This is a genomic window from Burkholderia singularis (genome assembly GCF_900176645.1).
GTDB lineage: Bacteria > Pseudomonadota > Gammaproteobacteria > Burkholderiales > Burkholderiaceae > Burkholderia > Burkholderia singularis.
In genome coordinates this window covers 1-18,455 of the sequence record NZ_FXAN01000102.1, presented here as the reverse complement: position 1 = coordinate 18,455, position 18,455 = coordinate 1, and the positions used below count along the sequence as shown (strand labels likewise).

At 68.9% G+C, this 18,455-nt stretch carries 14 protein-coding genes and 1 pseudogene; 1 reads left to right on the top strand and 14 read right to left on the bottom strand.

Features of this window, described 5'->3' with window-relative positions; all coding sequences use genetic code 11:
• From BSIN_RS21380 to BSIN_RS21365, 4 genes are all read right to left on the bottom strand, one after another.
• A partial coding sequence (locus BSIN_RS21380) for a DUF2827 domain-containing protein (RefSeq protein ID WP_173678730.1) occupies window positions 1-1,240 on the bottom strand: 1,240 nt, incomplete at its 3' end.
• Between the two features lie 4 nt (window positions 1,241-1,244).
• A complete protein-coding gene (gene aqpZ, locus BSIN_RS21375) occupies window positions 1,245-1,970 on the bottom strand; it encodes an aquaporin Z (protein WP_218192441.1) in 726 nt (241 codons plus the stop codon).
• A gap of 3 nt (window positions 1,971-1,973) precedes the next feature.
• Window positions 1,974-2,372, bottom strand: a complete 399-nt coding sequence (locus tag BSIN_RS21370) for an H-NS histone family protein (protein WP_089341911.1) — start codon at window positions 2,370-2,372, stop codon at window positions 1,974-1,976.
• A 206-nt stretch (window positions 2,373-2,578) separates the two neighbouring features.
• Entirely contained in the window at window positions 2,579-2,839 is a 261-nt protein-coding gene (locus BSIN_RS21365; protein WP_143757512.1) for a hypothetical protein, read from the bottom strand.
• A 237-nt stretch (window positions 2,840-3,076) separates the two neighbouring features.
• Between BSIN_RS21365 and BSIN_RS21360 the strand changes: the two genes are divergently transcribed.
• Window positions 3,077-3,316, top strand: coding sequence for a hypothetical protein (locus BSIN_RS21360; protein WP_089341909.1), 240 nt, complete (start codon window positions 3,077-3,079; stop codon window positions 3,314-3,316).
• A 13-nt stretch (window positions 3,317-3,329) separates the two neighbouring features.
• Here the strand turns inward: BSIN_RS21360 and BSIN_RS21355 are convergent, their stop codons facing one another.
• From BSIN_RS21355 to BSIN_RS21315, 10 genes and pseudogenes are all read right to left on the bottom strand, one after another.
• Window positions 3,330-3,548, bottom strand: coding sequence for a hypothetical protein (locus tag BSIN_RS21355; protein WP_059519897.1), 219 nt, complete (start codon window positions 3,546-3,548; stop codon window positions 3,330-3,332).
• Window positions 3,545-5,404, bottom strand: coding sequence for a tetratricopeptide repeat protein (locus tag BSIN_RS21350; RefSeq protein ID WP_089341908.1), 1,860 nt, complete (start codon window positions 5,402-5,404; stop codon window positions 3,545-3,547). The genes BSIN_RS21355 and BSIN_RS21350 overlap by 4 nt, the downstream gene beginning before the upstream one ends.
• Before the next feature lie 3 nt (window positions 5,405-5,407).
• Window positions 5,408-5,740, bottom strand: a complete 333-nt coding sequence (locus tag BSIN_RS21345; protein WP_059519898.1) for a hypothetical protein — start codon at window positions 5,738-5,740, stop codon at window positions 5,408-5,410.
• Window positions 5,737-6,432, bottom strand: coding sequence for an OmpA family protein (locus BSIN_RS21340; RefSeq protein ID WP_089341907.1), 696 nt, complete (start codon window positions 6,430-6,432; stop codon window positions 5,737-5,739). Before BSIN_RS21340 ends, BSIN_RS21345 begins: the two co-directional genes overlap by 4 nt.
• Before the next feature lie 123 nt (window positions 6,433-6,555).
• Window positions 6,556-9,708 (bottom strand): ESPR-type extended signal peptide-containing protein, encoded by a 3,153-nt coding sequence (locus tag BSIN_RS21335; protein WP_089341906.1) that lies wholly within the window; start codon window positions 9,706-9,708, stop codon window positions 6,556-6,558.
• A 72-nt stretch (window positions 9,709-9,780) separates the two neighbouring features.
• The gene (locus BSIN_RS21330; RefSeq protein ID WP_256583926.1) at window positions 9,781-12,342 is read right to left on the bottom strand and encodes a YadA family autotransporter adhesin; all 2,562 of its coding nucleotides are present in this window, start codon (window positions 12,340-12,342) and stop codon (window positions 9,781-9,783) included.
• A gap of 522 nt (window positions 12,343-12,864) precedes the next feature.
• A pseudogene (locus BSIN_RS26855) lies at window positions 12,865-12,948 on the bottom strand (ESPR domain-containing protein); the annotation flags it as partial.
• Window positions 12,949-13,213: 265 nt separating this feature from the next.
• The gene (locus BSIN_RS21325) at window positions 13,214-15,262 is read right to left on the bottom strand and encodes a YadA family autotransporter adhesin (RefSeq protein WP_143757511.1); all 2,049 of its coding nucleotides are present in this window, start codon (window positions 15,260-15,262) and stop codon (window positions 13,214-13,216) included.
• A gap of 65 nt (window positions 15,263-15,327) precedes the next feature.
• Window positions 15,328-17,895 (bottom strand): YadA family autotransporter adhesin, encoded by a 2,568-nt coding sequence (locus BSIN_RS21320; RefSeq protein ID WP_159936026.1) that lies wholly within the window; start codon window positions 17,893-17,895, stop codon window positions 15,328-15,330.
• A gap of 153 nt (window positions 17,896-18,048) precedes the next feature.
• Window positions 18,049-18,384 (bottom strand): hypothetical protein, encoded by a 336-nt coding sequence (locus BSIN_RS21315; RefSeq protein ID WP_089341902.1) that lies wholly within the window; start codon window positions 18,382-18,384, stop codon window positions 18,049-18,051.
• Window positions 18,385-18,455: the final 71 nt, after the last annotated feature.

Here is an 18,455-nt window from a genome sequence, read left to right as displayed (position 1 = left end):
CCGTGTTCGCCGTGTTCGCCGTGTTCGCCGTGTTCGCCGTGTTCGCCGTGTTCGCCGTGCTCGCCGTGCTCGCCGTGCTCGCCGCGCCGGCGTGCGGCGGCTCGTCCGCCGCGCCCGCCGCACGCGCTCCTCCCGCCCGCTGCGGCGCGAGCCGCCACAATGCCCGCGCATAGGCATCCTGATTGGCGCGCGCGAGCGGGTCCACCTGCCGGAACACGTCGCGCGCGCGCGCCCGGTACGTCTGAAGCCCGCGCGCGTGCGTGTGCACCGCGCTCAACAGCGCCTGCGCGCCCGCGTCGATCTCGAAGTCCGGGTAGTAATAGCCCGCATCGCGCAGCCACGCCGCGTTGTGGATCAGCGGATAGTCGCCGTACAGCACATCCAGGTGGTTGTAGTTCTGCGCGTTGGTCCACTGATGCGAGACCACTGCGTCGGCATGTTGCGCCAGGAAGCCGACTACGTCGTGACGCCCATGAAAAACCGCGCATTGCTGCTTGACGAGATCCAGCGAGTGCGCCAGGTGCAGCAGCGTCGGATGCTCCGTCATGTGCAGCGTGTTCAGCACGTGCATCGCTTCGACGGCGTCGGGCTCGGCGCGATACGCGGCGTCGCAGATCAGCATCGGCACGCACGCGGCCTTGACCACCGACACGTTCGGCTCGAAGATCGCCACCCGCAGCCCCCGCCGCACGGGCTCGTAGCCATAACGCAGGCCGAGCGCGCCGATCTCGGCCGCGCGGGCCGCGACGAAGCGCGCGTCCCACAGATACGGCACCTGCTCGGCATCGCAGCGATACAGCGTGCGCAACAGCGGCGCATGCCGCGCATCCTTCGGCAGATACCACACCGCATCGCAACGGTCGTAGCGCGCCGCATAGTTCGGCCGCTCGAATACGATCGGCTCGACCAGGTTCACATAAGGCTGGCCGCAGCAGTGGAACACGACCCGCTTGCCGCGCGCGCGCATCAGATCGAGCCACGCGACGTCCAAGCCGCCGCCCATCTCGATGATCACGTCGAGCGCGTCGCCCGCCTCGCGGGGCGCGACGAGCGGCAGTGCACGCGCGCGCGCATCGGCTTGCGCGGCGAGCGTGGGCTGGTCGCCACAATTGAGCAGCAGCACGGCCTCGACGAACGGGATCTGCTGGAGCAGATCGGCCAGAAACAGGATGTTCTGGCCAATGCCGTTCTCCCAGAGATTCTGGCCGGCGTGCGTGAGCACGGAAAGTCCGATACGCATGGTCTCAAGCCCCGATCCGCACGCGCCGGCCAGCCGCCGTGCGCCGGCCGCCGCTCACGAGCGCATCGAGCGCGGCCGCGAGCACCGCGCCCGCGCCCGGCGCGCACCAGAACAGCCATAACTGTTTGAGCGCGTCGCCGCCGACGATCAGCGCGGGCCCGCTCGAGCGCGCCGGATTGATCGACGCGTTCGTGACAGGCATCGCGATCAGATACGCGAGCGTCAACGCCAAGCCCGCCGCCACCGGCGCGCTGCGTGCGCTCGCGCGCAGCACGACCAGCACGAAGCCGGCCGTGCACACCGTCTCGGTAAAAAACGCGGCGGCCATCGAATACTGTCCCGGCGAGCGCGCGTCGTAACCGTTGGCCGCCAGCCCGCCGGCGAGCACGTCAACGCCGGGCTTGCCAGCGGCGATCAGATAGACCGCGCCCGCGCCGAGCAAGGCGCCGGCCAGCTGCGCGATCAGATACGGCACGAGATCGCGCAGCGCAAGGCGCCCGGCGAGCGCGAGCGCCAAGCTCACGGCCGGATTCAGGTGCGCCCCCGACACCGGGCCGAGCGCGCAGGCCATCGTCAGCATCGCGAAGCCGAACGCAAGGGACACGCCGATAAAGCCGATGCCGGTCTCCGGATAGACGCTCGCCAGCACGGCGCTGCCGCAGCCGCCGAACACCAGCCAGAAAGTGCCGATCACCTCGGCACTGCAGCGTTGAATCATCGCGCTCGGCATCGTTCAATGCTCCTGTTCAGGCGTGGAGTCGTGCGGCCCGTCGGCCGCATCGGCATCGGCATCGCCGAGCCCCCCGGCGTCGCCGGCCTGCTGCGCGAGCGTCTTTAAGCGGAATTCCTCGGGATCGTGGCCGGCCATCCACCGCGGCCGCTTGCCGCGCCCGGACCAGGTGGCCCCTGTCTTCGGATCCCAGTAGCGCGGCTCGACGCGGCGCCGGCGGCGGTCCCCGCTCTCCTCGGCGGCCAGCCAGTCGTCCAGGTCCTGCACGCTGATCTCGTACTCGCGCATCAGCTTGAGAATCTGCTCGGTGATATCGCGCCGCCGGGTGGCGCGCACCGCGGCGATCTCTGCATCGAGCTGCGCGCGCTTGGCGAGCAGCTCCTCATACGGGTCTATCATCATCGTTGGCTCCTTCTTGCATGCGCATCCGTCCGCGCATGGGCGGCCGGACACTCCCCATCTAAAAACGCGTGCCGAGCTGACAGCCGCCCGCCGCGGCGCCGTTCGTCGCGCTCGCCCCGCAACCCAGCACGCCGCAGCCGGCGAGCGTGGCGAGCCAGAGGGCGGCGATGACCGCGCGAACGAACCGGGCGCGCCGCCGCGCGGGCCTACGACACCAGCCAATGCAGCAGTGCATACAAACCCAAGGCGATCAGCAGTGCGACCGCAAACGGCGCAAGCGTGCGGCACACCGTGGCCCAGATGTCGGGGGAACTGCCGGCGCCCACGCCTACGTGCGCGTCGTCCGCCACGCGCGCGCGTGGCCGGCACGGCGCCCGCCCGCGCGCCTCGCCGCCCTCGCATGCGCGTTGATGAGGCTCTCCCTGCTGCTGGACAGCGTTGCCGTCCGCTGTGCGATCCGCCTTCATGCACTCCACTCCCCGGCGCGTCGCGCGCCGTGTCCCCATGCACTGTCTGTCATCGACCCCGTGCCGCTCGCCCTATCGGCGGCGGCTCGCCACGCCCTTTGCGTCACCGTCATTCCTTCCATTACCGCTGCCTTTTACGTCACGACCGCTATCTGCGTCGGCACTGCCTGCGCCGCATCGCTGCCGCCTGCCTCAGCGCGGCTTTGACGTCACGGCTACCCATTGGCTTTCTGCCGTTTGTTGCTCGACTACCGGCTCCTGCACATGTGCCGCCGCTCGCATCACGACGGCTTGCGCGCCGCTGCCGGCTGCTGCCTCACTGCCACCGCCATGCTTCTATCCGCTGCCTTCCACCTTCCCGCCACCGCCTGCTCCAACACCACGCTTTGCCTGCCGCCGCTCATGCCACGGCAACTCCCGCGCCACCGCGCGCGCTCGCGCCGCACCATCCTTGCCGTCGTGCCGCACGGCGCGTGACCGCCGCCGCGCGTCACTGCAACGCATGCAAGCCCACGTACAACGCCAGCACGACCAGCGACGCGATCACCCACGGCGCCGCCCAGCGGCAGGCCGTCGCCAGTTCCGCGCGCCAGTCGAGCCCGGCAAGCGGGCGCGCCACGCGGCGCGGCACACCCACGTCCTTCATGTCCGTCAGGCCCCGTTGCTGCTGCGCGTCGTCGTGGCCCGGCTTGCGCGGCGCGGGCGTCATGTCGTGCCTGCCGCGTCCGGCGCCGTCTCGCATGCCGCCGCCCGCGCGCGCAGATCCCGTCCGAGCCGCTGCAGCACCGGCTGCCACGCGCCGAATGCCGGCTGCCGGTACAGCCGCATCGACGGATACCACGGGCTGTCGTCGCGATCCGTCAGCCACACCCAATGCGGATTCACATCCAGCAGCACCCAGGTCGGCACGTTCAGCGCGCCCGCCAGATGCGCGATCGACGTGCACACGGTGATCACCAGATCGAGCTGACTGACGAACGCCGCCGTCTCGTCGAAGGTCTTGAACGCCTTGGTGTGATCGATCAGCGCGAGCCCGCCGCGTCCGATCGCCTCCAGCTCCGCACGCGTGGCCTCCACCTGCAGGTTGTAGGCCTGCACCTGCTCGATGCCCGCCAGCGCGCGCGCCAGCGCCGACGGCGGCACCGACCGGTGCGCATTGCGCTGATGCGTGCGGCTGCCGCTCCAAACCAGCCCGACCTTGAGCCGCGCGCCCGCCGACGCGCAGCGGTTGCGCCAGCGCGCCGTCTGCGCCGCATCGGCCTTCAGATAGGGCGGCGCATAGCCGGACAGCGCGTCGAGCGACACGTCCAGCGCAAGCGGCAGACTGCCGAGCGGAAGCTGGTAATCGTGCGGCGGAATCGCCTGCGGCAGCGATGGCGCGATCTGCTCCACCCGGCCCGCGAGACTGCGCGAGACGAGCGGCAGCAGATTCGGAAACGTGCAATACGCCACCTCGCCGCCCGCCTCGCGCACGCGTTGCGCGAACGCCGGCACGAAGCGGGCGAATTGCAGCACGTCGCCGTAACCCTGCTCGCTCCACACCAGCACCGTTTTGCCCGCCACGTCCTGATCGGCCAGGCGCGGCGCGCTCCAGTTCAACTGCACCGTGCGCAATTCCGGCGAGCCCTGCCAGCGCGCTTCGTGGTGCGTCCAGCCGTTCGCATAGTCGCCGCGCACGAGCTGCAGCATCGCGAGCGACCACCGGTATGACGCGTGCTGCGGCTCCAGCGCGCACGCACGCTCGATCGCTTCGGTCGCCGCCGTCCAGTCCTGCAGTTCCTTGAGTGCGTTCGAATAGCCTTGCCATGCAATCGCGTGACGCGGATTCAGCGCGAGCGCACGCTCGGCCGCGATGCGCGCGGCCGCCGGATCGCCACGCTTGAGCCACAGCACCGACAGGTTCGCCCACGCGAGCGCGTTGCCGGGATCGGCCTTCAGCGCCAGGTCGAGCTGGGTCTTGGCCGCCGCGTAATCGCGCTGGTCCAGGTACAGCGCGGCCAGGTTGCTGCGCAGCATCGGCCGGTTCGGCGCGAGCCCCGCGCAGCGGTGATAGGCGTTGAGCGCCGCCGCATGCTGCTGATTCAGTTGCTGCACGTAGCCGAGCCAGAACCACGCGTCGGCGTCGTCCTGCGCGCGCCCGGCGTGCGTCTGCGCGACGGCGAGCGCCGTCTCGTGGCGGCCAGACTGAATCAGCAGGTCGAGCCACTCGGGCGCCCACGCCGCGAACTCGCCGGTCTGCGCCCAGGCCCGCTCGAACCAGTCGAGCGCGTCCTGCGCATCGCGCTGCGCGCAGGCGAGCCGGGCCCGCTCCACCAGCAGGCCGGCATGGTCCGGATGCCGTTCGAGCGCGCGCTCGAGCGCCGCGCGCGCGTCCGGATAATGGCCGCGCAGCCGCAGCACGCGGCTTGCCAGCAGCACCAGGTCCGGCTGCGCCGCGTGGGCGGCGTCGTGCGAGTCGAGCAGCAACGCGGCCGTCACGAGGTCGCCTTGCGCGAGCGCCGCTTCGGCGAACGCAGACCACGCCTCGGGCGCGGCAGAGGAAATCGATTCAATCACGGTTGCCATGGTTCAGTTGGAAACACGAAACAGCAGGCTCAACACCACGCCAAGCGCGACGCCCAGCAGCCGGCCTCGCGCGAGCGATGCCGTGCTCACTCCCCCTTCGAACGGCCAGCGCGGCCGCACGCGCGCGGCGAGCATCGGCAACGCGAGCACCGCCAGCGCGCCGAGCCCGCCGACGAGCGCGGCGTGCGCCGCCGGCGTCAACTGCGCGAGCCACGGCTGCCGGCAAGCCGCGTGCGTGAGCGCCAGATCGATCCAGCAAGTCGCGAGACTGCTGCCGAGCAGGTGGATCTTCCAGCGGTCGGGGTACGCCATCGCGCTCAGACGCCCGCGGATCATGGCCGCAACTCGACGTCCGCACGCCGGTTCTGCGCACGGCCGGACCGGGTGCGGTTGTCCGCCACCGGATCACGCGGGCCATGGCCGCGCACCTGCAGCGTGCGCACGCCACGCTCGCGCAGATACCGCGCCGCGGCCTGCGCACGCGCGGTCGACAGCGGCTGGTTGATGCGCAACGGTCCGGTCGAATCCGTATAGCCGTCGATGCGCGCGCCGCTCACCGGCGCGCTGCGCACCTGCTCCAGCAGCGCATCCAGCCGCGAGCGGGCCTCGTCGGACAACGTCGCCTGATTGGTCGCGAAGTGCACGGTCGCCGTGAGCGGCGCGGCCTGCGGCGCGGGTGTCTGCTGCGGCTCGACCAAGACGGCGGCCGCCGCTATCGGCGCGGGTGCGGGCGCCGCGCCGCACTGGAACGTGAGAATGCGGGCATCGGCCTCGCCGCCGCGCGTCTGGCCAAGCCCCGCGATCGCCTCGACCACGCGCACCGCTTGATCGCCGCAGATCTGCTGCGCCTGCTGCTCGCAGACCGAGCGGCCTTCGAGCAGGCCGTGACAGGTCACCTGGTAAGTCAGCGCGCCGTCGGCGCCCGTGAGCGTATAAGCATTGAACGTCGGCCCCGACGCACTGGTACAGGCCGTAAGCGCGGCAAGCGACGCGACGATCAGCCACATCGGATGGATAAGTCGTTTCATAAAAAAAGCGTCCTCAATGAAGGGGCAACAACCGGCTGCGCCGGCGGCCGGCCGGATCGGGCCAGCCCGGCCGCCGGGCGGGAACGGCGCAAGCGCCGTCCTCGCGGATCACGCGCGCGGACCTCACCACTGGTACGACACCCCGCCGCCGTAAGCCTGTCCCGCCGCGCTGATCCCCACTCCGGCCTTCATCTTGATGTTCTCGGTCAGCCGCACGTTGACGCCCAGCGCGCTCGCGCCGTAGCCCTGATAGCCGCCGCCGGCGATACCCACCGCGATCCTCTTGCCCGGATCGACCTCAGGGATCATCGTCAGCGCGGTGGCCGCCGCAATGCCCGAGTACGCGCGGCGCGCCACGTCGGTGATGCTCGACTGCACCGAACTGAGCTGGTTCATGTTGACCGCGTCGGTGCCGTTGATGCCCGGCGCGACGTTGGTCAAGCGCCGCTCGTGGCCCGGCGAGCCGAGCGACACGGTGTTGTCCTGATCCGCGATCGAGCCCGCGCCCAGCGCGACGGCGTTCGCCCCGCTCGCCGTCGCGTTCGCGCCCAGCGCCGTGCTGTTGTTGCCCGAGGCCGTCGCGAGATAGCCGTCGGCCTTGCCGTGGACGCCCGAGGCCACCGCCCCGGCGCCGACTGCCGTGCTGCCGTCACCCGACGCCGTCGAATGGCTGCCGATCGCCGTGCCGTTCGTGCCCGACGCGGTGGAGCCCGAGCCGTATGACGAGCTGCCGTCGCCCGATGCCGTCGAGTTGTTGCCATACGACGAGCCGCCATTGCCCGACGCACTCGAACCGCCGCCTTGCGACGTGCCCGTGTTGCCGTTGCCGCCGACACCACCGTTGTTGCCGCCGTTGTTACCGCCGTTGTTACCGCCGTTGTTGCCGCCGTTGTTGCCGCCGTTGTTGCCGCCGTTGTTGCCGCCGTTGTTGCCGCCGTTGTTGCCGCCAACGCCGGTCGAGATCGACGCGAGCGTCACGTTGGTATTGGCCAATGTCGTCGACAGCGTCGCCACTTCGTTCGCCACCGCATACAACTGGCTGCCGTTGATCGCATCCGTGCTCGTCTGCGCAACCTGACCGGCCGCCACGTTGACGATCTGCCGCGTCACCACCTGCCCGCCCACCGTGCCGCCGCCCACGCTCACCACGCCGGCCGGCGACGCGCCCGCGAAAGCGCTATACGTGATGCCGCCCACCTGCGCGCTCGCCGTCGGCACCGCCGCCCGCGTCACCGCGTTCGCACCCAGCGCCACCGCATTCGCATCGCCCGCCGACGCGCCATAACCGAGCGCCACCGCGCCCGACGCGCTCGCGCTCACCACCGCGTTCGGTCCGATCGCGACCGAGTTCGCGGCTTGCGCGCCGACGTTGTCGTAGTTGCCCACGTGCGTGCCGCCGTCGTTCACGCTCACGTAATGCCGCGAGCCCGACAGCGACGTCGAGATCGCCGCGACATTGCTGTTGGTCGTCGTCAGCCCCGTCGACAACGAGCCGATCCGGCTGTCGACCGTCGTGAGCTGCGACGACAGCGCGCCGATACTCGTCGACGTCGACGTCGACAACGAACCGATACTGCTGTTGAGGCCGACGATTCCCGTCGACAGCGAGCCGACACCGCTCAGCGCAGTCGCAATGCCCGTGGACGCCGACGTCGACAGCGTGCCCACCGCACTCGCGACCTGATAGAGCTGGCTGCCGTTGACCGCGTCGGTGCTCGCCGCGTTGAGCTGGCCCGCCGCCACGTTGGTAATCTGCCGCGTCACCGCCTGGCCGCCCACCACGCCGCCGCCCACGCTCACCACCTGCGTCGCGTTGTTGCCCGCGAAGCTGCCGTAACTGATGCCGGCGATCGTGATCGGCGCGTTGCCCGTCGGCCTGGCCGCCGCCGTTACCGCGTTCGAGCCGAGCGCCACCGAGCCCGCGTGGCCCGCCGTCGCGTTGTAGCCCAGCGCCACGCCGCCCGCCGCGCTCGCGTCGACCACCGCGTTCGCGCCGATCGCCACCGAGTTCGGCGCGCGCGCGCCGTCGTTCGCATAGTTGCCCTGGCTCGTCGTGCCATCGCCGGTCACGCTCACGTAGTGCGGCACCGAACTCGAAATCGCCGCGAGGCCGTTGTTGAGATTCGCCAAGCCCGTGGACAGCGAATTGACGCCCGATTGCGCGCCCGTCACGCTCGTGGTCAGCGCGCCCACGCTGGTCGAGGTCGAGGTCGACAGCGAGCCTAGCGTGCTATTGGCGCCCACCAGCGTGGTCGACAACGTGCTGATGCCGGTGCTGACGCTGGCAAAGCCCGTGGACAGCGAGTTGACGCGCGATTGCACGGTGAAGATGCCCGTCGACGCCGAAGTCGACAGCGAACCGAACTGGCCGAAGTTGACCGCGTCCGTCGCGTTGACGCCCGGCGCGACGTTGGTGAGCTTGACCGGCGCCGTCGCGCTCGCGCCGCCGAGCGTCACGCGCGTGCGGTTCGAATTCGGATCGTATTGCACCGCGTTCGACAAGCCCGTCGACAGCGAGCCGATGCTCGTTTGCGCACCGGCGAGCCCCGTCGACAGCGAGTTGATGCCGTTACCCACCGAAGTCGATAGCGACGCCAGGTTGCTGTTCGTCGCCACCAGCCCCGTCGACAGCGAATTCACCCCGCTTTGCGCGGTCGACAGGCTCGTCGACAGCGAGCTCAGCAGGCCGGTCGAGATCGAGGCCAGGCCGCCGGTGATCCCGTAGAGCTGCGCGCCGTTGATGGCCTCCTGTGAATTCGGATTGATAGCGCCCGGCGCCAGCCCCGTGATCTTGTGGCCGCTCAGGTCGGTTTGAGAATTCAAGCGGATGCCATTCACGCCATAGATCGAAACCGTGCCGGCCGCATTCCCGCCCACCTGGCCGACCTGTACATAGGCCGTGCTTCCCGCCCCGGTTCCGCTGTCAGACAATGCAACACCGGCGCCGCCGGTGCAGCCGGCATTTCCACTGCCTACACCGTAGGTCCACTGACCTGCGCCCGGCCCTGCGAAGGCACTGCCGTATCCTGCCGTGCCATTGCAGTTGACGATCGTGCCCGCCCACGCGGCCGACCCGGCCATGCCCAAGCCCATTGCCGCCGCGACGCTCACCGCCAGATGCTTGAGCCGCGGCGCACGCCGTCCGTCGCCCGCATCCACCGTCCGCGCCACGACGCATCCGCCGCGCGTAGCCTTGCCCTGCGTGCGCTCAAGCTCCGACACCGCCACCCAGCCGCCCAGCGCTTCATTCCATACCGTCTTGTATGCTTTGTTCATTGCGTTTTCCTCTTCGTCCCAGCGGGACCATTCCTCATGCTTTCGATTCGCTTCGTTCCGCTTCCGGTCCCGTCACCACTGGTACGTCACACTGCCGCCATAGGTCTGGCTCGACGAACTGATCCCCACCCCGGCCTTCATGCCGAGCTGCTTCGAGAAGCGCACGTTCACGCCCACCGCGCCTGCCAGGTAGCCTTGGTATGAGCCCACCCCCGCGCCGATCGACACCCGCTTGCCTGCGTCCACCCCGGGGATCATCGCCAGCGCCGTCGCCGCCGCCACGCCCGAGTACGCGCGACGCGCCACGTCGTTGACGCTGCCCTGCACCGCCCATAGCTGATTCATGTTGATCGCGTCCGTGCCGTCGAGCCCGGGCGCCACGTTCGTCACCCGGCGCTCATGACCGGGCGAACCCACCGACACCGTGTTCGCCTCCGACGCCACCGACCCTGCGCCCAGCGCCACCGAATTGACCCCCGACGCCCGCGCGTTCGCGCCCAGCGCCGTGCTGTCGTCGCCCGACGCATTTGCCAGGTAACCGTCCGCATTGCCGTTCACGCCCGATGCCACCGCGCCCGCCCCGGTCGCCACGCCGTTCGCGCCCGACGCCGTGGCGTTCGTGCCGATCGCCGCGCTGTTCGTGCCCGAGGCCGTCGCGCTCGAGCCATACGCCGCGCTGCCGGCGCCCGACGCGCTCGCATTGCTGCCATACGCCGTGCTGCCGCCGCCCGTTGCGGACGAGCCCCGCCCCGTCGCGGTGTTCGTCGGGTCGCCGGCCGTGTAGCCCTGCTGCCGCCCGATGGCGGTCGACAGCGACGCCACCCGGCTCGCCGCCGCCGACACGCCCGTCGACAGCGACGCCACCGCATTGGCCACCGCATACAACTGGCTGCCGTTGATCGCATCCGTGCTCGTCTGCGCGATCTGCCCGGCCGCCACGTTGACGATCTGCCGCGTCACCACCTGCCCGCCTACGGTGCCGCCGCCCACGCTCACCACGCCGGCCGGCGACGCGCCCGCGAAAGCGCTGTACGTGACGCCGCCCACCTGCGCGTTCGCCGTCGGCGCCGCCGCCCGCGTCACCGCGTTCGCGCCCAGCGCCACCGAATCCGGGTCCGACGCGAGCGCGTTCTGACCCAGCGCGATCGCGCGCGCGCCGCTCGCCGCCGCACCCGGCCCAATCGCGACCGTGTTGGCCGCCGACGCGCCGTCGTTCCAGTAGTTGCGCTGCCGCACGCCGCCGTCGTTGGTGCCGGTGTAATGGTCCGGGAACGGTTGCAGCGCGGCCGTCGACAACGACGCGATCATGCTGTCGGTTTGAATCAGGCCCGTCGACAACGTGTTGGCTGTGTTGTCCGCGTTGACCAGCCCCGTCGACAGCGAGCCCAGATTGGTCGAGATCGACGTCGACAACGATGTGAAACCGGCCTGCGCGTTCGTCAGTCCGGTCGACACCGAACCGAGCCGGCTGGACACGGTGGACAAACCCGTCGACAACGTGGTGGACACATTGCCGGTGGCCACGGCCACGCCGAAGAGCTGGCTGCCGTTGATGGCATCCGTGCTCGTCTGCGTCAGTTGGCCGGCCGCGACGTTGGTCAATTGCCGTTGCTCGCTGGCATTGCCGACGCTGACGAGCCCCGCGGGGTTGCTGCCGGCGAAGCCGCCGTAGGCGATGCCGCCCGCCGGCGCGCCGGGCACCGGCACGGCGGAGCCGGCCGCGAGCGCGTTGTCGCCGAGCGCGACCGAATTCGCGGTCCTCGCCCGCGCGTTGTGGCCAAACGCCACCTGGCCGGTCTGGCCCGCCACCGCGCCCGGCCCGATCGCAATCGCATTGCTCGCCGAGGCCGCACCCGTGTTTGCGTTGTTGCTCTGCACCGTGCCGCCGTCGTTGACGCCGACGAAGTGCTGCTTGTCGATCGACGACGACACCGAACTCGACAGCGACGCAAGATTGCTGCCGGCCGCGATCAAGCCCGTCGACAACGAACCGATGCCGCTGTGAATGGTGACGAGCCCGGTCGACAACGAACCGAGGCTCGTCGAGGTGCTGGTCGACAGCGAATTGACGCCGACCACCAGCGTCGAGACGCCCGTCGACACCGTCGCGAAGCCCGCAGCAAGGCCGCCGAACGTATTCGCTGCCGAATCGACGCTGCCCTGCAACGGCTGGATGCCCGTCGACAGCGTGGTCGACAACGCCGTGAGCTGCTTCACGTTGATGGCGTCCGTCGCGCTGCCGCCGTCCGCGACGTTGGCGAGCGTCACGCTCGCGCCCGCGTGGCCGAGCGTGACGGAGCGATGAGTGTCGTCGTCGTACTGAGCCGTGTTCAACAGCGTGGTCGACAGCGAGCCGATACCGACGTTGACCGCGCCCAACTGTGTCGACAGTGAGCCGAACGTGGCCGGCAGCGTGCTGAACGCACTCGACAGCGACGCGACGTTGCTGTCCGTGGTGGACAGGCCCGTCGACAACGTGCCTACGTTCGACGAAACCGTGCTGATGCCAGTGGACAGCGATGCGATATCCGTGAGCGCGGTACCGACGGCCGAGCTGATCGACGTCGACAGAGAAAACAATTGACGGCCGTTGATCGCATCCGTTGAATTCGGCGCAATCAAACCGTCGGCCAAACCGGTAATTCGGTTGCCTGTGAGATTGGTATCGCTTTTTAAATTAATTACCCTAGGCGCATTTATTTCTACGCGTCCTTGATATGGAAACGCCCCAACCCCAATTGACGCCACGGTGCGCATTTTGTCATACGCGGCGCCCGTATTATCACTCACCTCGCTTAATGAAATACCAAAATTACGATACGTTGCAGCCTGACCTGGAGTGACATCATACGTAGTGCAACCACCATCATTGCCGTAACCCGTTCCATAGCTATTCAGACACATCGTGGTCGCACTATATTGCCAAGCCGCACCCAGGGAAAACCAGCCGTTGAATCGATAAGTACCAGTACCTCCCGCGGTGGGATTCTGTAATGGCGCCGTGCTGGTATGACCGTTGCCATTAAAAACCGTACCCGCGATCGCGTTCGGCGCCATTACACCCAAGCCCATCGTGGCCATCACCCCCAGCACGATTCGCGTGAATGCAAACTGCGTTACGCCTTCGCTTTGACTTACCACTGGCCGTTGTCTGCTTTTTCTTTTTGCATTGGCCAACTCGGACACTGCCACCCAGCATCCCAGCGCCTCGTTCCAAACCGTTCGATATGCTCTATTCATGCATTCCTCACCTATCCAATCAGGACGACGTCCTGCTCGTTTCCCATCGAGCCGCCTGATTGGGCAGGCGCGTTGCCCAACGCCCCGCCATCAAGACTGCTTCCACCCCGTCCGCTCGACTTGCTTCGTTGTTTGACTACCTTGCGTATTCATTCACTGGCTTCTGGCTACCCTCCTTCCCTGCTTTCCTTGCCCTATCCATTTATTATGGATACCTAATTAATTACACGAACTCCCCGCCGTTGCGTGATCGATCCCTACCCTCTCACCACTCGTACCCGAGCTGCGCCCGCACGCCCCGGTCTCCCGAGTTCGTCGTCGCGAATCCCGCATTCACCAGCCACCGGCTGTTCTCCGAGCGGTACGTCGCGCTCACCGCCGCCGCATTGCCGCTCTTGTAATTCGCCATCCCCACCGCCACCACCGTGCGGCCCGGCCCCGACGGCGTCAGGTTCGGCATCGCCAACGCCGCCGCGATCCCTCCGTATGCTCCCCTCGCCAAGTCATGCAGCGACTGGCTCACCGCGTCGATACGCTGATCCGTGTAGCGGTTCGCCTGGCTCACGCCTTGCCTCATGCCCTGGTTCAACTGATCCACGTTCACCGCATCGGTCGGCTCCGTGCCCGCCGCCACGTTCGTGATCTGCCGCTGCTGCGTCGCATTGCCCACCGACACCACGTTGCTGCGTCCGTCATCGTTGGACCTGGCGCCGATCGCCGCCGAGTTCGAGCCTGGCGTCACCGCCGGCTTGTCCGAACCGTCGCCGCGCATGTCCGCCACCGCCGCCGTCGTGTTGCCCAGTTTCTGCACCGTCGTCGATAGCGTCGCCACGTTGTTGTTGGTCGTCGACAGGCTCGACGACAGCGTGCTGACATTGCCATTGGTCACGCTCAGTCCCGTCGACAGCGAGCCCACTTGATTCGTCAGGTTGACGATCGACGTCTGAGTCGATGTCGACAGCGTGTTGATGGCCCGCATCGCCGCGTACAACTGGCTGCCGTTGACCGCGTCCGTGCTGTTGCCGCTCAATTGGCCCGCCGCCACGTTCGTGATCTGCCGCTCGGCCCCCGGCGCGCCGACGCTCACCACGCTCGCCGGATTGCCGCCGGCAAAGCCATATGTCACGCCGCCCAGCACGATGCCCGCAAACGGGTTCGGCGCGCTGGTGACGGAACCGGCGCCCAGCGCCACGTCGTTCGCACGCGCTGCCCGCGCGTTCACGCCCAGCGCGATGCCGCCCGCCTGCATCGCCATCGCCGTATCGCCCACCGCGATCGCGCCGGCAGCCGTCGCCATGTTGGCGTGACCGATCGCCACCGCCCCCTGGCCTTGCGCGGTGTTGCCCTGCCCCAGCGCCACGATCCCGCCGCCGGAGAACGGATCGTTATTGAGCGAGCGCGCCGTGTTCTGCTGCCCGATCGCCACCAGGCCGCCGCCCTGCTTCGGATCGGCGGGCTTCACGCCGCCATCCGTCGTGTTGCTCGCGCCGATCGCCACGCCTTGGTTGAAGCCGCTCGCCGACGCCGCGCGGCCGATCGCCACCGACGCCTCGTTGCCCGCGTTCGCCCCATCGCCCAGCGCCACTGCCTGCTTGCCGCCCGCCAGCGCGTTCGGCCCGATCGCGATCGCGTGATACCCGCTCGCGCCGTTGCTCCCGTAATTGCCCTGCTGCGCGTCGCCGTCGATACTGACGAAGTGCGTCTGGCTCGACGACAGCGACGCCGCCAGCGCAGCCACGTTCTGGTTGGTCTGGTAGAGCTGTGCACCGTTGACCGCATCCGTGCTCGACGCGCTCAGCACGCCCTGTTGCAGCTTCGTGATCTTGTTGCCGTTCAGGGACGTCGTGCCTTGCAGATTAATGCCGCTGGGACCATAAAGCGTCACCGAGCCGGCTGCGTTGTAGCCGGTCTGCCCGACCCAGACATACGCCTGGCCCGCGCCGACGCCGCCAGTGCCGTTGTTTTCCTGAATCGTGATGCCCGTGCCGCCATTGCAACTATCCGCGCCGCCGCCCGAGACGCCGTTCGTCCAAGCGCCATTGCCCGAACCGGCGATCGCGCTGAACCAGCCCGACTGCCCCGCGCCCGCGCAATTAAAGACATTGCCCGCCCGTGCCGCCGGCATCGTCAGGCCCACGCCCAGCGCCGCCGCCATGCTCAGCGCCATGCGCGACAGCCGCAGCGGATCGCGCCGCCCGGACATGCCGGGCAGCCCGGCCTGCAATGCGTGCGCCGCCACCAGGCTGCGTCCGGCCGAAGCCGGGCGTTTGCCCCACGGCTGCTGCTCCCAGCGTTGATCGATTGCATGCTTCATCGTCGTCACCTCGTTATCGCGTATCCCGGAGCGCGCTTAGCGCCGCGTAGCAAACGCGGCTCGCATCACCATTGATAACCGCCGCCAATCACCGCGCCGTAAGTTCCGCGCGTGTTCACAGACATCGCCGCCTTGACCACCCACCGGTTGTTCGCCGTCACATGCGACACGCCGATCGCCTGCCCTGACTGCCCCCGGTACACGCTTCCCGCCACCGACACCATGCTCATCCCCGGCTGCGTCGGCTGCGGCAAACCCGCGATTGCCATCGACGCCGCCACGCCGCCGTCCGCATCCCGGCCCAGCGAGTCGAGCCGGTTGTTCACATCGCGAATCCGCCCTTCCGTATACGCATTCGCCTGGCTCACGCCCTGGCTGATGCCCTGGTTCAGTTGCTCCACGTTCACCGCATCCGTCGGCGCCTCACCTGCGGCCACATGCGTGATCTGGCGCGCGTGAGCCTCGCTGCCCACCGATACCACGTCACCGCGCCCGTCATCCGTCGAACCCGAACCCAACGCCACCGAGTGGCGTGCGCTCGCCGTCGCATGCGCGCCCAGCGCCGTCGCGCCGTCCCCTGACGCCGTCGCGCCATACCCATCCGCCTTGCCATTCGCCCCGGACGCCACCGCGTGCGCCCCATATGCCGCGCTGTTCTCTCCCGACGCTATCGCCTGATCACCGCTCGCGATCCCGTTCGCACCCGAGGCCGTCGCGCCCGCGCCATACGCCGCGCTGTTGTTCCCGGACGCGCTCGCCTGATAGCCGCTCGCGATCCCGTTCACGCCCGAGGCCGTCGCGCCCGCGCCATACGCCGCGCTGTTGTTTCCCGACGCGCTCGCCTGATAGCCGCTCGCGATCCCGTTCGCACCCGAGGCCATCGCGCCCGTACCGATCGCGGTGCTGTGCGTGCCCGAGGCCGACGACTGCGCGCCCACCGCCACCGCCGAATCGCCCGACGCGCTCGCGCCCGTGCCGAACGCCGTGCTTCCCGCACCGGTCGCGCCCGACGTCGTGGAGCCAAGCGTCGCCGACAGCGCATTCACCGTGTTGTCGAGCCTCGACAGCCCCGTCGACAACGACGCCACCTTCCCGTCGGTCACGCTCAGGCCGCTCGACAGCGTGCTCAGCCCCGTCGACAGCGCGCTCACATTCCCGTCCATCGCGCTCAGCCCGCTCGACAATGCCGTCGACAGCGACGTCACACGGGAATCGGTCACGTTCAGCCGGCCCAACAACGTGCTCAAGCCCGCCGACGTCGACGTCGATAACGTATCGACCGCCTGGTTCGTCGCATACAGCTGGCTGCCATTCACCGCATCCGTGCTCGCCGCACTGAGCCGGCCCGCCGCCACATTGACGATTTGCCGCTCGCTGTTCACGCCGCCCACGCTTACGACGCCCACCGGCTGCCCGCCCGTGAACGCGTAAGTCCGGTTGCCCACCACCGCGCTCGCCACCGGCACGGCAGCGGCAGCGGCCACCGAATTCAATCCCAGCGCCACCGAGTTGCCGGTCGAAACCTTCGCGCCTGCGCCCAGCGCCGTCGCGTTATCCGCGCTCGCGCTCGCGCCCCAGCCCAACGCCGTGCCCAGCCCGCTCGCCGAAGCCTGCGTGCCGATCGCCAGCGCGTTCTGTTGCGCCGACGCCTGCAAGCCCACCGCAATCGCACCCGTATAGCCTGGCGTCCCCGCGCTCGCCGACGGCCCCACCGCGATCGCGCCGAATCCACCGCCGCTGGTGTCCGCCTTGCTGTTCTGGCCGATCGCCACGTTGCCCGCGCCGTCCGTGCCCGTCGCGCTCACCGCGCCGGCGCCGATCGACACGGAGCCCGAACCGCCCGCCGTACTCGCCGCCCCCAGCGCCGTCGACGATATTCCCGATGCCGTCGACCACATCCCCAGCGCCGTCGCCATAGATGCGCCGGCATTCGAATGCAGCCCGAGCGCCGTAGACGATTCGCCGCTCGCCACGCTCTGATTGCCGATCGCCAGCGCATTGGTCGCACTGGCGATCGACGACGGCCCCAGCGCGATCGCGTGCTCGCCGTTCGCCACCGCCGCGTTGCCCAGCGCCACCGCCAGCCCCGCGCCCGCCGTCGCCGTCGATCCCACCGCGACCGTTCCGTCGGCGCCTGCGGTGCTCTGCGCGCCCAGCGCCGTCGCGTCGGTCCCGTTCGCATACGACGCGCCACCGTATGCCACCGCGTTCCGGCCTCTGGCTACCGATGCCCCACCCACCGCCGTCGCCTTCTCACCGTTCGCATTCGCGCCATCGCCGATCGACAGCGCAAAGCCGCCGCTCGCCGTCGTGTTCAAACCGAACGCCTCGTTGTAGTTCGTTCCGTCCACGCCGGACGTCGCCGGGAACGCGCCTCCCGACGACGCGCTGGAGCTGTACGACGAGTTGTCGGTGCCGCCCACCCCGCCCGACGCATAGTTGTACGCATGCGCCCGCGTCGCCGGCAGCAGCAGTAACGCCGCCATCACCGTCAAAGCCGTTTTCGCGCCCGCGGGTTCCCCCGTGCACAGCACTTGCCCTGCCTTGCGCTGCACCGCTGCCTGCGTCCGCGCGACAGGGATCAGCGAGTTCAGCCGACGGCTCCAAACCAATCGATAGCGTTTTTTGTTCATCTCGTTTGTATCCTCTTGCGTTTTTCTCAATGGCACTTGATCAAACTCCGCTCCATCTAAGGCAATCCTCATTTATTTTGGATTACTTAATTTATTGCATCGCCACCGGCGCATCGCTCGACCCTTGGGTCAGTCACTCAGCCGATCGCCCGGTCAGCCGTACACCCATGACAGCAACCGCCCGTACCAGCCGCTCGATAGCGACAGCCACGCCAGCCACACCGACCACGCCCGCGCGTCCTCGGTCGCGCCATGCTCAGGTTCGCCCGCCGCCTGCCCGCCCATGCCTCGCGCGACACCCCGCGCGTATACCCGGCACAGCTCAGCCTTCACGCTTCGACGCAGCCGGCACCACTCCCGGCCACGCTGCCACCCGCTTGCCGTCCGGCAAGCATGACGCGCCCACCACACGGCGGTCATGCGCCACCAGTACGCCTGCGCGAGCGCTACGCACAGCCACATCACCGCCCTCAAGCTCCACGGTCCCATCGCCCCACCCCCGTTTCTTGGAAGAAGACAACTTCTGCTCAGCTTTCATGCGCAACACGGCCCATCCCGCC

Excerpts from the sequence above, each read along its gene's own strand:
- BSIN_RS21340 (WP_089341907.1), bottom strand. The coding sequence starts at position 6,432 with ATGAAACGACTTATCCATCCGATGTGGCTGATCGTCGCGTCGCTTGCC.
- BSIN_RS21370 (WP_089341911.1), bottom strand. The coding sequence starts at position 2,372 with ATGATGATAGACCCGTATGAGGAGCTGCTCGCCAAGCGCGCGCAGCTC.
- BSIN_RS21320 (WP_159936026.1), bottom strand. The coding sequence starts at position 17,895 with ATGAACAAAAAACGCTATCGATTGGTTTGGAGCCGTCGGCTGAACTCG.
- BSIN_RS21335 (WP_089341906.1), bottom strand. The coding sequence starts at position 9,708 with ATGAACAAAGCATACAAGACGGTATGGAATGAAGCGCTGGGCGGCTGG.
- BSIN_RS21315 (WP_089341902.1), bottom strand. The coding sequence starts at position 18,384 with ATGGGACCGTGGAGCTTGAGGGCGGTGATGTGGCTGTGCGTAGCGCTC.
- BSIN_RS21325 (WP_143757511.1), bottom strand. The coding sequence starts at position 15,262 with ATGAAGCATGCAATCGATCAACGCTGGGAGCAGCAGCCGTGGGGCAAA.
- BSIN_RS21365 (WP_143757512.1), bottom strand. The coding sequence starts at position 2,839 with ATGAAGGCGGATCGCACAGCGGACGGCAACGCTGTCCAGCAGCAGGGA.
- BSIN_RS21350 (WP_089341908.1), bottom strand. The coding sequence starts at position 5,404 with ATGGCAACCGTGATTGAATCGATTTCCTCTGCCGCGCCCGAGGCGTGG.
- BSIN_RS21345 (WP_059519898.1), bottom strand. The coding sequence starts at position 5,740 with ATGATCCGCGGGCGTCTGAGCGCGATGGCGTACCCCGACCGCTGGAAG.
- aqpZ (WP_218192441.1), bottom strand. The coding sequence starts at position 1,970 with ATGCCGAGCGCGATGATTCAACGCTGCAGTGCCGAGGTGATCGGCACT.
- BSIN_RS21355 (WP_059519897.1), bottom strand. The coding sequence starts at position 3,548 with ATGACGCCCGCGCCGCGCAAGCCGGGCCACGACGACGCGCAGCAGCAA.